Source organism: Halobacillus sp. AWM4_238, assembly GCF_056158265.1.
Map to the genome: position 1 here is coordinate 3,666,896 of NZ_JBSWSY010000002.1, position 12,141 is coordinate 3,679,036.

The 12,141-nt window shown below is 45.1% G+C and carries 12 protein-coding genes; all 12 read right to left on the reverse strand.

The features are described 5' to 3' along the window. Positions 1 to 105: 105 nt before the first annotated feature. Entirely contained in the window at positions 106 to 1,224 is a 1,119-nt protein-coding gene (gene phnW / locus ACXACN_RS18270) for a 2-aminoethylphosphonate--pyruvate transaminase (RefSeq protein ID WP_474966353.1), read from the reverse strand. Beyond that, the gene (pbfA, locus tag ACXACN_RS18275) at positions 1,211 to 2,584 is read right to left on the reverse strand and encodes a (R)-1-hydroxy-2-aminoethylphosphonate ammonia-lyase (RefSeq protein WP_474966354.1); all 1,374 of its coding nucleotides are present in this window, start codon (positions 2,582 to 2,584) and stop codon (positions 1,211 to 1,213) included. The genes phnW and pbfA overlap by 14 nt, the downstream gene beginning before the upstream one ends. Continuing rightward, positions 2,577 to 3,386, reverse strand: a complete 810-nt coding sequence (gene phnX, locus ACXACN_RS18280) for a phosphonoacetaldehyde hydrolase (protein WP_474966355.1) — start codon at positions 3,384 to 3,386, stop codon at positions 2,577 to 2,579. The genes pbfA and phnX overlap by 8 nt, the downstream gene beginning before the upstream one ends. 1 nt (position 3,387) lies before the next feature. Then, on the reverse strand, positions 3,388 to 5,154 hold the full coding sequence (locus ACXACN_RS18285) for a putative 2-aminoethylphosphonate ABC transporter permease subunit (protein ID WP_474966357.1): 1,767 nt from the start codon (positions 5,152 to 5,154) through the stop codon (positions 3,388 to 3,390). A gap of 10 nt (positions 5,155 to 5,164) precedes the next feature. After that, positions 5,165 to 6,205: an ABC transporter ATP-binding protein gene (locus ACXACN_RS18290; protein ID WP_474966914.1), complete on the reverse strand. Its 1,041-nt coding sequence runs from the start codon at positions 6,203 to 6,205 to the stop codon at positions 5,165 to 5,167. A gap of 93 nt (positions 6,206 to 6,298) precedes the next feature. Continuing rightward, positions 6,299 to 7,330, reverse strand: a complete 1,032-nt coding sequence (locus ACXACN_RS18295; protein ID WP_474966916.1) for a putative 2-aminoethylphosphonate ABC transporter substrate-binding protein — start codon at positions 7,328 to 7,330, stop codon at positions 6,299 to 6,301. Positions 7,331 to 7,726: 396 nt separating this feature from the next. After that, positions 7,727 to 7,879: a hypothetical protein gene (locus ACXACN_RS18300; RefSeq protein ID WP_474966358.1), complete on the reverse strand. Its 153-nt coding sequence runs from the start codon at positions 7,877 to 7,879 to the stop codon at positions 7,727 to 7,729. Positions 7,880 to 8,737: 858 nt separating this feature from the next. Further along, complete coding sequence (locus ACXACN_RS18305; RefSeq protein WP_474966359.1) at positions 8,738 to 9,130, reverse strand: SRPBCC domain-containing protein; 393 nt, start codon at positions 9,128 to 9,130, stop codon at positions 8,738 to 8,740. Positions 9,131 to 9,151: 21 nt separating this feature from the next. Next, the gene (locus tag ACXACN_RS18310; protein WP_474966361.1) at positions 9,152 to 9,595 is read right to left on the reverse strand and encodes an SRPBCC family protein; all 444 of its coding nucleotides are present in this window, start codon (positions 9,593 to 9,595) and stop codon (positions 9,152 to 9,154) included. After that, complete coding sequence (locus ACXACN_RS18315) at positions 9,576 to 9,905, reverse strand: ArsR/SmtB family transcription factor (protein WP_474966362.1); 330 nt, start codon at positions 9,903 to 9,905, stop codon at positions 9,576 to 9,578. Before ACXACN_RS18315 ends, ACXACN_RS18310 begins: the two co-directional genes overlap by 20 nt. 950 nt (positions 9,906 to 10,855) lie before the next feature. Then, positions 10,856 to 11,584, reverse strand: coding sequence for a polyphosphate kinase 2 family protein (locus tag ACXACN_RS18320; protein WP_474966364.1), 729 nt, complete (start codon positions 11,582 to 11,584; stop codon positions 10,856 to 10,858). Positions 11,585 to 11,751: 167 nt separating this feature from the next. After that, entirely contained in the window at positions 11,752 to 12,051 is a 300-nt protein-coding gene (locus ACXACN_RS18325) for a hypothetical protein (RefSeq protein ID WP_474966366.1), read from the reverse strand. Positions 12,052 to 12,141: the final 90 nt, after the last annotated feature.

Sequence of the window (12,141 nt, forward strand, 5' to 3'; positions counted from 1 at the left end):
TGTCGTCCCTCCTAACGTGACAAAGACCTTCCTTTCTTTCCATTATACATGAAAGAGGATTGCGTATTGTTTCCTCTTTCATGCGTGGAAAGTCGAAGGGTTTCCTTATTTGGTAACAGGTTCGAGCCAGTATATACTTTCTCGTGTAGCTTCAAGCAATGCTTCTATATCTGATGGGTGAATGTCTCCGATATTTCCGATCCTGAATGTCTTCAGGTTCGTTACTTTACCTGGATAGATGACAAAACCGCGGGATTTCAACTCTTCGTAGAAACGTTCAAAATGGAACGCCTCATGTTCCGGATAATAAAACGGTGTGATGATCGGCGACTGCCACTCATCAGGGAGAAGGGGAGTGAAGCCGAGCGCGCGCATACCATCGACGAGTGTCCGTTGATTCTGTTCGTACCGTATCTGTCGCTCCTCAATGCCACCTTCCAGCTTTAATTCTTCGAGTGCCTGCTTGAACGCGCGTACGGTGTGGGTCGGGGAAGTGTAGCGCCATTTTCCTTCCTGATCCTCCATCGTCTTCCATTGATCGTACAAATCGAGAGATAACGAGCGGGCCTGACCTTCGCACTGTTGAATGGCTTCTCGTTTGGCGATGACAAAACCAAAACCAGGGACGCCCTGGATGCATTTGTTGGCACTGCTGATCACATAATCGGCATCCATTTCCGTAATGGACATCTGAATCCCGCCAAAGCTGCTCATGGCATCGACGATGAACGTTTTGTGGTAGCGTTTTACAATATCGGCAATGTTGTGGATCGGGTTCAGGAGGCCGGTTGTCGTTTCACAATGGACGACGGCTACATGAGTGATCGTCTCATCTTGTTCAAGCGCGTTTTCTACTTTTTCTACGTCGGGCATTTCCGTTTCCCCGAATTCGATCGTCCGTACGCTCAGCTGGAGCCGTTCGGCAATCTCAGCGATGCGTTTTCCGTACGCACCGTTGACGAGGACAAGGAGTTTTCCATCGTCAGGGACGGCGGTGGAGATGACGGACTCGACACTGAATGTGCCGCTTCCCTGCATGAGAACACTGGTGTAGTCTTTTTCCGATACTTCGGCGAGAGACAAAAGGTCTGAGCGGATCGACTGAACGATGGACTTGTAGTCATCATCCCACGTGCACCAGTCTTTAAGCATCGATTCTCTCACTGAAGCGGTCGTTGTCAAAGGACCGGGAGTGAGCAGTAGGTAGTGATCATGGTTTGGCATACGGATTCTCCTCTCGTTGCTGCACGTTTTCTAGAGCTGATTCTAATAGGTTCAGAGCTTCCTCCAAATCTTCATCTGATAGGTTTAAAGGAGGACAAAGCTGCAGGACGTTCCCTTTTGAAACTTTGAAACTGAGTCCATGTTCCAAACAGTGGTACATGACAGCTTCTGCTGCGTCTGTCGCTTTTTCTTTCGTCTTACGGTCGGTCACGAGTTCGATGGCAAAAAGAAAACCGATGTGCCGGACATCTCCAATCAGAAAATAGCGTTGTTTCCACGCTTCCAGACGGGCTTTCATTTTTTGCTCCAGGATTGGTAGACGCTCTAAAAGTTTTTCTTCCTGGATAACGTCAATCATCGTCAAGGCCGCAGTCGCCCCGAGTGGGCTTTTTTCGTGTGTGTAATGACCAAGGGACGTGCTTCCCGCAACATCTAAGGATTCATCGACGAGCAAGGATGCCATGGGATAAACGGCTCCGCCTAATCCTTTTCCGAGGACGACCATGTCAGGGACGATGTCGTAGTGCTGAAAAGCGAACCAGCGTCCGGTACGTCCCATACCGATGGCGGTCTCATCGAAAATGAGTTTTACATCGTATTTGGTACAAAGTGCTCTGATTTTTTTCATAAACGCTTTTGAAGGAAGCTGCACGTCTGTATTCCGGACGGTTTCCATGACGAATGCGCCGATGTCTGGGTCCTGTTCGAATAGGTATTCAATATGCGAGGCGAGCTGTCGATCATCAAGGCCCGCCCCCTCCCAGTTTGGTCGGTAGTTCTGAATAGGGGGGACGTGGATCGCACCGGGAAGGAGCGGACCTATTTGGCGACGGAAATGGGCTTCACCTCCAATAGACAAGGCATCCATCGAAGCTCCGTGAAACGATTCCCACATCGAGACGGTTTTATGTTTCCCTGTTGCAAGGCGCGCAAGCTTCAGCGCCATACCGATGGCGGAGGTAGCCCCCGGTGCGAACAATGATTTGTTCAACGGGTCCGGCGCAAGTTCTGATAATCGTTTAGCGAGTTCAATCGCGGGACGGTTCGTATAGCGTCTCGTTGAAAAGCTGAGTGTATCGAGCTGTTGTTTCATCGCTTCTATAACCCTCGGGTGTTGGAAGCCGATTTGATGGACGGCATTGCCGTGAAAGTCCAGGTAACGTTTTCCTTCGGCATTGTAAAAAGCTGAACCCTCTGCCCGCTCGATGACATCCAGGCATGGGGTCGATAGCGACTGATGTAAAAAGTAGTGCTCATCCTCGTCCAGGATTGCAGTGGTTTCGTCTGCGAGATGTTCGTTCCAAGCTTGACGGAGAGGGGACTGGTTCACGTCCCCTTCGCCGCGGTACAGCTTAGACATGCGCACTCACTTCCTCATTCATCCGCTTTTCAATCACATCAATCCGTTCAGGAAGCTCGCTCATGTCTGTCATGACATAATCGGCACCCGCTTCAAGCAAGGTTCTTTTGGCGGATTCGACTTTGGCTTGAAGGAGGGTAGCATCCATTTCTTCGACCTCTTGTTGGGAAAGGCCAAGGGTACTGCTTCCTTTCACGACACCAATTGTCCACATTCCAGCGTTAACTCCTTCCTGCATATCCGCCACCGTGTCGCCGACTTTGATTATCTGACTTGTCGGGAAGACATTCAGTTGTTTCGCATTTTCATAGACCATCCATGGATAAGGGCGACCTGCGGGTACTTCTGTGGAAGATACGATGGTGTCTGGCTCGTATCCTTGTTTTTTCGCTTCGCTAGCGACGATTTCGATCATTTCTTCTGTGTACCCTGTGGTAGATCCAATCTTGATGCCACGCTTTCTCAAGTGTTCCATCACTTCTGTCACATGGGGAAGCGGGGTAGCGAATTGATGGAGGCCGCGGAACAACAGGTCTTCGAAGTCTTTGTACATCGCTTCGATGTCTTCCTGTGTCGGCTCACTTCCATGGGTGTTCTTCCATTCGATGCGCACGCGTTCCATTTCAGTAATGGCGCGGATATGGTCAATTTTCAATAATCCCATCGGCTTACGTGCTTCATCATACGTGATCTGTACATCGCGCTTGTTGAAAATCTCGATGAATACTTGGACCGGGGCGAAACAGCCGTAGTCAACCGTAGTTCCGGCCCAGTCAAAAATGATCGCTTGAATGTTTTTCATATTAAATCCCTACTTTTCTTTTTTTGATAGATTTGACAATCGTTTCGTACACAACACGTACGATGATGTTGGTAACGATGATCAATAAAGACATCGCCGCTGCCGGTGCAATGTCTCCGGCATCATTCATATTGACAATGGCGATGGAGGCGAGCTTCCACTCGGACGAATATAGAAAGACGACGGCACTGATGGTCGTCATCGAGTTGACGAACAAGTACATCATCATTTCCAGAATGGCCGGCCAGGACAGGGGTACCGTCACTTTGGCGAACGTTTTATAAAATGGAACCTTCATGGTCTCCGAGATGGCTTCGTACTCAGCGTCTTGTTTCTTCAGTGATGTCGTTGCTGTGATGAACGAAACAGAGTAGAAGTGGATGATATTCGCAAGGACGAGAATGATCATCGTTCCGTATAACCACTGAAAAGGGTTGGCGATTTCCATCGACGTAAACGGAATGCTGATGGCTGACTGGTTAAAGAAGAAGATGAATGCAAGGCCAATGACCAGTCCAGGTAGGGCAATCGGCAGAATCGATAGGAAATACGATACTTTTCTGACCCATGCCAGGTGACGCGATTTTTCTATGAGATAAGCGCCGATAAAGATGACGACTGTTCCGATCACAGCTGTTACTGCTGAAATGATCAAACTGTTGTAGAACGGTTGAAGACCATCTCCCGCAACCGATCCGAATCCGAAATGACGGAGGGTCAACGAGAAGTCATAGGGCCATACTTTTACGAAAGCTGCAGCTATAATCGCAAGGAACAGGGTAATGATCCCAATCGTTATGATTGAACAGTACACTGTGAACAGACGGTCTCGCATAGGATGGGCAGGCGTCTTGTACGGTGTTGCTTTCGAGCTGATGCTCGACTGCTTCCGTTGTATACGCTGATCGACGATAAACGCGATCACAGCTGGAATAGTTAAGATAATGCCGACAGTTGCTCCCATAGAAAAGTTTTGCTGTCCGATCACCTGCTTGTACACATCTGTGGCTAGCACATTGTATTGGCCACCGACAACTTTTGGTGCACCAAAATCAGTGAAGCTGAGTGTGAAGCTGACGAAAAGCGCGCTCACGAGTCCATACTTGATGCTCGGTAACGTGACCGTAAATAACTTCTTCAGCGTTCCTGCCCCCATCGTATCCGCGGCTTCATATAAACGTTGATCCGCGGTTGATAAGGAAACTTTCAAAATCAAAAACGCTTGAGGGAACGTGAAAATCACTTCAGAAATCACAATGCCTTTGAATCCGTAGATATCAAAGTTAGACTCCTGCCATCCGAACCACTGCTCGAAGAGTCCGAAGAACCCGGTAGTGAACACGCCATTGTTTCCGAGTAGATACACGAGGGCGATTCCGTACATCATGGTCGGTGCGAATAGAGGCAGAAGGGCCATGTAAGTAAAGAACGTTTTGCCTTTCATCTTCGTGCGTTCAATCGCAAAAGCGAACAAAAAGGCCGCACTGACAGATAGGACCATTGTAATCGATGCGACTGACAATGTATGGACAGCCGATTGAAACAAGCTGGGAGAGGAGAAGTAGGTCACAAAGTTCTCGGCTCCAATGTATTCGCCTTGTTTGTTCTGCATCGCCCGTTTCAACAGTTCGATGACAGGGAGGATGATGGTCGATCCAAGTCCGACGAACATGAGAAGGAGCAGCATGCGCTGCAAATGCGCATCTTTACTTAACGTCTGCTTCACGACAGGCTGCCGGCTGAATAAAGATTGTAGTGCTGTAATCATGATGGACCTCCTAGGTGAGAACAGGCTTCTTCGTTGTTATAGGTTCGGGCTCTCCGTGAAAGAAGATGACCTTGTCTTCTTGCAGTTCTGCATAGACCACCTCGCCCACAGCAAGCGGCTGTTGTTTGAACGTATCGGAATTGATATCCGCATAGAGTACGTTGTCCTTCGTCGTCTGCTTGAGAACGACGCGATAAGAGTTGCCCCGGTACTCCAGGTTTTCAATCCGGGTGGGAAGCGAAGAGTCGGACGGTTCGGAATGGAGCGTCACATGTTCCGGGCGAACCGCCACATCTTCTTTTGCACCATTCGGAAAAAGTTGATCTCCAACAAAATTGACCGCCCCTATGAAATCGGCAACAAAGGGGGAGTGGGGGCGGTCGTAGATTTCCTGAGGCGTCCCCGCTTGTTCGACCTTGGCGTTATTCATGACGATCATACGGTCCGCCATGGAGAGTGCTTCTTCCTGATCGTGTGTAACCATGACGGTCGTAATGCCTAACTGTTTTTGCAGGCGTTTGATTTCGTTTCTTAACTGCAATCGGACTTGAGCATCCAGAGCAGATAATGGCTCATCCAACAATAGGAATTCAGGATTCATAGCGAGGGCACGGGCTAAGGCGACGCGCTGCTGCTGCCCTCCTGAAAGTTGGGCCGGGTAGCGGTCAGCCATGTTTCCTAAATTGACGAGCTTAAGATTTTCAAGAGCGGTTTCTTTGCGTTCTTTCTTGGAAAACTGTTTAGGATTCAATCCATACGCGACGTTCTGCGCCGCAGTTAGATTCGGGAATAAAGCATAGGACTGAAAAACAATTCCGAAATTGCGCTGTGCCGGAGGCAGGTGCGTCATGTCGCGCCCGTTCTTTAGAACGTCTCCCGTGTTCGGCCTTTCAAGCCCTGCCAAAATACGGAGGAGCGTCGTTTTGCCGCAACCGCTTGGGCCGAGTAAGCAGATGAATTCTCCTTTATCAATGGAGAACGATATATCTTTCAATGCGGTAAAGTCTTGAAACGTCTTGGTGATCTGGTTTACAGCGAGATGCTTCATGATTGGACTCGCTCCTTTTTCATGAGATAATAAGGGACCGAAGGCGGATAGACCCGCCCCTTTAGGTACAAAAAGTTTGCCGACTTCCGTTGTACCTTACTCTTTAGGGGCGCTCTTTCCGTCATATTTTTTTGTCCATTGTTCAAGAATGGCATCACGATTCTCTGCTGCCCAGTTAAAGTCATTTTCAATCAACTGCTCTTCCGGGTTTTCAGGGAAACCTTCTGGAACCGGTTTGTCTGTTGGTACGGAGGTGATCGCAAAGTTCTCGCTGTATTCTTTCATTGCTTCATCAGAAATCGCCCAGTCTAAAAATGTCTTCGCTGCTGGTTTGATTTCTTCTTTCTTCACTAGGGCGTTCGCTTCTAAATCCCAACCTGAACCTTCTTCAGGGAAAATGGTCTTAATCGGCTCTCCTTTTTCCGCTTGTGTGATCCCGCGGTAACCGAATGAAACGCCGATTGGATATTCGCCTTGTCCTGCAAGCTTCGCTGGTTTAGAACCGGAGTGTGTGTACATTCCGATGTTTTGATGAAGTTTGTCCATGTAATTCCACGCTTCTTCTTCACCCATCTGTTGCATAAAGGCAGATACAGTCAAGAATCCAGTGCCGGAGGAAGCAGGGTTAGGCATAACGATCAAGTCTTTGTATTGAGGATCAAGCAAATCTTCATAGCTTTGAGGGATATCCAGTCCCATTTCTTCGATTTCTACCGTGTTGACAGCAAACCCTGTCATCCAGGCGTTGATACCGACCCAGTGCGGGGTATCTTTTGAGTCTTTGTATTGAGGGGATACTCGGTCGATTCCTTTCGGTGCGTATCCTTCCAGCATCCCTTGTTGATCAGCGACAAGCAGACTCGTTGCGGCTGTTCCCCAAACAACGTCAGCCACAGGGGCATCTTTTTCAGCCAATAGCTTTGATGTAATGACTCCAGTTGAGTCCCGAACGATGTTGACTTCAATGTCAGGGTTTTGTTCACGGAATGAGGTTAAGTATGTTTCAATCATGTCATCTTCTAGTGCGGTGTACACTGTAATTTCTTCTTTTTGTTCTGCGTTTCCACCAGAGCAAGCTGCCACTAAAATCAACAAAAGTGTCATCAAACCGAACATAAATTTCTTCATCATTTTGTAATCCTCCTTAATTTTCCACAATCTATGAAAATGAACGACAACGTTTATATGGTTTATAGAATACTTGGTCATCCCTCCTCTTTGTTTCTGCACCTTCACTATAAAGGCTGTATGTAAATCCAATATTAATCATGTGTTAAAGGTGTGTTTTCTTGTGTTTTCTTGTGTTTTTATGTTGTTGTTTGTTTTTGATGATTAATGAGAGGAGGGAACAAATGAGACGAGGGGGGAGGTGCAGCAACGATTCAGGACGGGTTCCTAGAGGTTCTCCTTTGCAGAAATGATTGAAAAAGTTCCAGACTTGTTTTAAGGTCGATGAAAGCAATAAAAAAGGCGTCTGTGCCCAATCTTGGGACAGACGCCTTTTTTATGCTCTATGCCGATCGTTTACATCCAAAAGATCCCGATGATGGCCGCAATAGCAACGACTGCAGTGGAAATGATCAAAGTGATTTCAGTATTTGCTTTACTTTTGGATTGTTTCAGGTGTTCGACTTCTCTCTTCAATTGTTCAAATTCTTCACGATTAGGATGATCCATGGGATGTGCCTCCTTATAGAATAAACTATATTCTTTTTTTACTATTTATAAAAGAGTTTTTTACGTGGACTGATCACACCGTATAGAGGCATGAACGATACGAAGAGACAGGCACACACAACAAAGTAAACGTTTACAAAGTTGACACAACTTCTTCCGTTACAATCAGAAAAGGGTGATATAATAAGAGTGTAAAGAAGATAACAAAAACAAATAAACAACTTAGGTGGCTCAACCATCGTGAGTTCGTTTCCAAGCGAACGAAAATCACAGCCAATGAAAGAATGTTCTTCAAGTAATAAGAATGAAAAACAGTCTTGAATAGGCAGGTGATAATGCCAGCCTGCGGGTGGTAGGTCGGTAAGTAAGTCTTTGTAAGACGATGACCTTTAAATTGAGGGTTTAGTAAGGAAACAAAGCGGATGACCTCAGCAAGTGCTCGATCTCTTCTTTCAAAATAAAGAAAGAAGAAATGGACGAAAAATAGGGACTTAACGGGATAAGGGAACGGATTCTCAGCAGAATCGTCCTTTAAGCAAATCAGAATTCCAAAGATGTGTAGAATCAAGGATGATTCTTACATGGTTGGGTCACCTAAGTTGTTTAATTTAGCCCTGGCACACTTTTCGTGCCGGGGTTTTTTCTGATTCTGTGCCCGTGAAGGTGTGTGCCTCTATTTTCTAAAGGTCTTACTGAAGCTTGGGTCAGGATTCGCCTCTTTGAAGCGATGACTGAGGATTTAAAGCTATAAAAGTGGAGGGGAATTAGCCCCTCCACTTTTATGTGATTCATGCCTGAGCCCCGCTGATATAAAGCTTAACGAAGCGGGGGAAGGCACCCTAGCATGTAGTATTTTTTTTACTCAGCCAGATAGTTCTTTAGTGGATTCCAGTAGTTTTCCGTCCACCCTTTAGTCAAATGTTCTCCTTGTCCTTCTGGAAATCCGATATGCTCAAAATGTAAGAGTGTTCCCTCTTCTACAGCTTCAAACACGAAGGAGACGAGCGAATATTTTCCTTCCTCCCAATTCCCAGCCCTCCAGGCTTGGACAATTCGTTGGTTTTGAGAAAGTTCGATTGTTCTTCCCGTTATCATACCGCCGAATAGGGAGAACGAACCTCCTTCATTTGGTTGAATTTCTGTGGGTGCGCCTCCTGACATCTCTGAAAATTGATCAGCATCTGTTAATACACCATATAACTTATCTGGTGTTGTTTTAAATAGCACTTCTTCTTTTATTTGGTTATTCATGATTACTTTCCTTCCTTCTAGTTAGTATTTTTTGATAGACCACGGATCCACACCGATGTCTACCCCCTCTGCAATTCCTTTGCAGCGTTCCATATAGTGGGTCCAACCGTCGTTGTTGGAATGGATTTTTTCGATTGGGATGTCATAGTGAGTTAATTTTAATAACGTTCCATTATCCTGTTCTTCTAACAGAAATTCTACTGTGCTTGCTCCAGGAGGCATGATGTCAGAACCTTCCCATCCCCAGGTCATCACAATCTTTTCATTTTGGACAATTTCTTTGTACTCTCCTAAAGCGATGTTGTCTCCATCAATATCAATGCGGAATCTGCCATGAATCCTGGGCTCCATGAGAATTTGTCTGCCCATCCACTTCTGCATTTTTTCAGCGTCAATAAAAAACGAAAACAGTGTCTGAGGACGACATTCAATGAATATTTCTTTGTTAATCGTTTCTGTTTTCATGGTTTTGTCGTTCCTCCTCTTCTGCTGCCTCTTTTAAACGGATAAGACTGTCCTCCCAAAATTGATCAATGAAATTTTTTAAATCTACAAAGCCTTCTTTCCTTACTTGATAATAACGTCTTACTCCTTCTTTTCTCACTTTCACTAAACCGGATTTTTCTAAGACTTTTAAATGTTGAGAGACCGCAGGGGCCGAAATACTGAAATGGGAAGCAATTTCAGTAGATGTCAGTTCCTGATCTCTCAAAAGCTCCAAGATTTCTAGACGTGTCGGTACCGATAACGAATGTATAGTTTGAATGATCATCATGTCTATAATTTAGCGCATACTTAATTAAGTGTCAAGTTAATTAAGTAGTTACTTAATTAATAACCGTCGTTCAAAGGTATGGCACTTAACGAAGACGGTTCTCCAAATGGGCTTACCTATGTACGAAACGGGTAGGAACCTCCATTAATCTGTTCATTATTATGGATCATAATATGAGGATTATGATCCATGGTAAGTAAATGTGCAAAGACTTTGGTAAAAGGGGGGAGAAAGATTATGAAGAAGGAATGAAAGAGTTAGGAGAGAATCCCATGTTTTTTAGTGTTTGCCTCGATCTGTAAAATCCTTCAGCGAAGAGGGGAGAGGTTGTCTTAAGATCACAAGAAGGAACGATCATTCTAATTCATTAGTTTTCGTGTAAACGTTTACAAAGTTGACACAACTTCCTCCGTTACAATCAGAAAAGGGTGATATAATAAGAGTGTAAAGAAGAAAACAAAAACAAATAAACAACTTAGGTGGCTCAACCATCGCGAGTTCGTTTCCAAACGAACGAAAATCACAGCCAATGATAGAATGTTCATCCGTTTGTTAAGGATGAAAAATAGTCTGGAAAGGGCAGGTGATCCACCCACCTACAGATGGTAGGTAGTGGGGGGAGTATTTGTAAGACGATTCCCTTTTGAAAGTTGATTGAGGGTTGAGTAAGTAAACAAAGGCCACTCCCATTAATGGTGCTTCCTCTCTTCTTTTGAAATAAAGAAGAAGGGGAAGGAAAATTGGACTTAACCGGAAAAGGAAACGAATTCTCACTAGAATTGTCCTTCGAGAAAGTCTGGAATCCAAAAAAATGTGTAGGATCAAGGATGATTCTTACATGGTTGGGTCACCTAAGTTGTTTACTTTCGCCCTGGCACATTCTTTAGTGCCAGGGATTTTTTTATGTACCGGAAAAGGGTTCCCTAAGATGTTAAATGACAGAAACAGGGTTACGACGAAGAAGATTCTAATTGCCTTAATTTGTTCTCGATCTCCTGTATAATGATGTGATTGGTTTTGACTCTGGCGTAATGTTTATTTTCTCCTTCTACGATATGCCACTTACTTTCTGGATGAGACGTGTTCTGAAACATATCCTCTACAGCTTCTTCGTACATCTCCCACTTTGAACGATTTCTCCAGTCCTCATCGGTGATTTTCCATTTCTTTAATGGGTCAGCTTCTCTTTCCTGGAATCGTTTCAGTTGTTCCTCTTTAGAAATGTGCAGCCATAACTTAATGACAACGTACCGGTCTTGAGCAAGGAGATGTTCAAATTGGACAATTTCGTTATAGGCTCGATTCCATTCCCGAACAGAAGCAAAATTCTCGACTCTTTCCACAAGAACACGGCCATACCAGGAACGGTCAAAGATCGCTATTTTCCCGTAGGGTGGAATCTTCGTCCAAAAACGTTTGAGATAATGATGTCTTTTCTCATTCGTGGAAGGAGCGCCGATCGCATGCACCTCAAAGCCGCGCGGATCAAGCCCGTTGGTCAATCGTTTAATCGCGCCACCTTTTCCAGCAGCGTCCCAGCCCTCAAACACAACGATAACGCCTAACTGGTGATCAAAGATGGATCGCTGCAACTGGAGCAACTTCAGCTGTGTCTGTTTCATTTCCTTTTTATATTGTTTTTTATCTATGCTTAAGGAAAGATCCACAGATTCCAGCATAATGTCATCTCCTTTAAAATTTATGTCATGAAAGACTTTTTCTATATATATTCTTCAAGACTGATCGGAAGTCTCCTTAATTAACATCCTAAAAAACACCAATAAAACGTGGAGATCATGGAGGGGAAAAGAAGAAAAGCAGGAAGTTGAATCACCTCCTGCTTTTCTTACTTCAAATTTCCTTTGCTAATTAATTCTGATACTACAAAAGCGAGGTCGTCATTCCCATAGAGAGACAACACCTCAAGGATCGTCTCAGAATCAATGTGATCGGACTCTTTCTTTGGTACGGTCAGATCCAGGGCATCGATCAGTTCTTTATTTTCCTCCTGATAGGGATAAGCCTCTTTATAAAGGGCTACAGGATCGAGGTCATGGTTGATACACCACTGAGCGAAAAGCAAGATCATCATTTTTTCGCCTTTTTGATAATTACGGATCACTTCTTCTTCATGGTTCCGGTCCACACCGCATACCTCCTTGGTAAGTGGAATGTTTTTTATGTCAGTTACTCTAGCAGTAGATGATTTTCTACACTCTAACATGATAGCAGATGT

Coding starts and splice junctions, on each gene's coding strand:
- phnW (WP_474966353.1), bottom strand. CDS start 1,224: ATGCCAAACCATGATCACTACCTACTGCTCACTCCCGGTCCTTTGACA.
- pbfA (WP_474966354.1), bottom strand. CDS start 2,584: ATGTCTAAGCTGTACCGCGGCGAAGGGGACGTGAACCAGTCCCCTCTC.
- phnX (WP_474966355.1), bottom strand. CDS start 3,386: ATGAAAAACATTCAAGCGATCATTTTTGACTGGGCCGGAACTACGGTT.
- ACXACN_RS18285 (WP_474966357.1), bottom strand. CDS start 5,154: ATGATTACAGCACTACAATCTTTATTCAGCCGGCAGCCTGTCGTGAAG.
- ACXACN_RS18295 (WP_474966916.1), bottom strand. CDS start 7,330: ATGAAGAAATTTATGTTCGGTTTGATGACACTTTTGTTGATTTTAGTG.
- ACXACN_RS18300 (WP_474966358.1), bottom strand. CDS start 7,879: ATGGATCATCCTAATCGTGAAGAATTTGAACAATTGAAGAGAGAAGTC.
- ACXACN_RS18305 (WP_474966359.1), bottom strand. CDS start 9,130: ATGAATAACCAAATAAAAGAAGAAGTGCTATTTAAAACAACACCAGAT.
- ACXACN_RS18310 (WP_474966361.1), bottom strand. CDS start 9,595: ATGAAAACAGAAACGATTAACAAAGAAATATTCATTGAATGTCGTCCT.
- ACXACN_RS18315 (WP_474966362.1), bottom strand. CDS start 9,905: ATGATGATCATTCAAACTATACATTCGTTATCGGTACCGACACGTCTA.
- ACXACN_RS18320 (WP_474966364.1), bottom strand. CDS start 11,584: ATGCTGGAATCTGTGGATCTTTCCTTAAGCATAGATAAAAAACAATAT.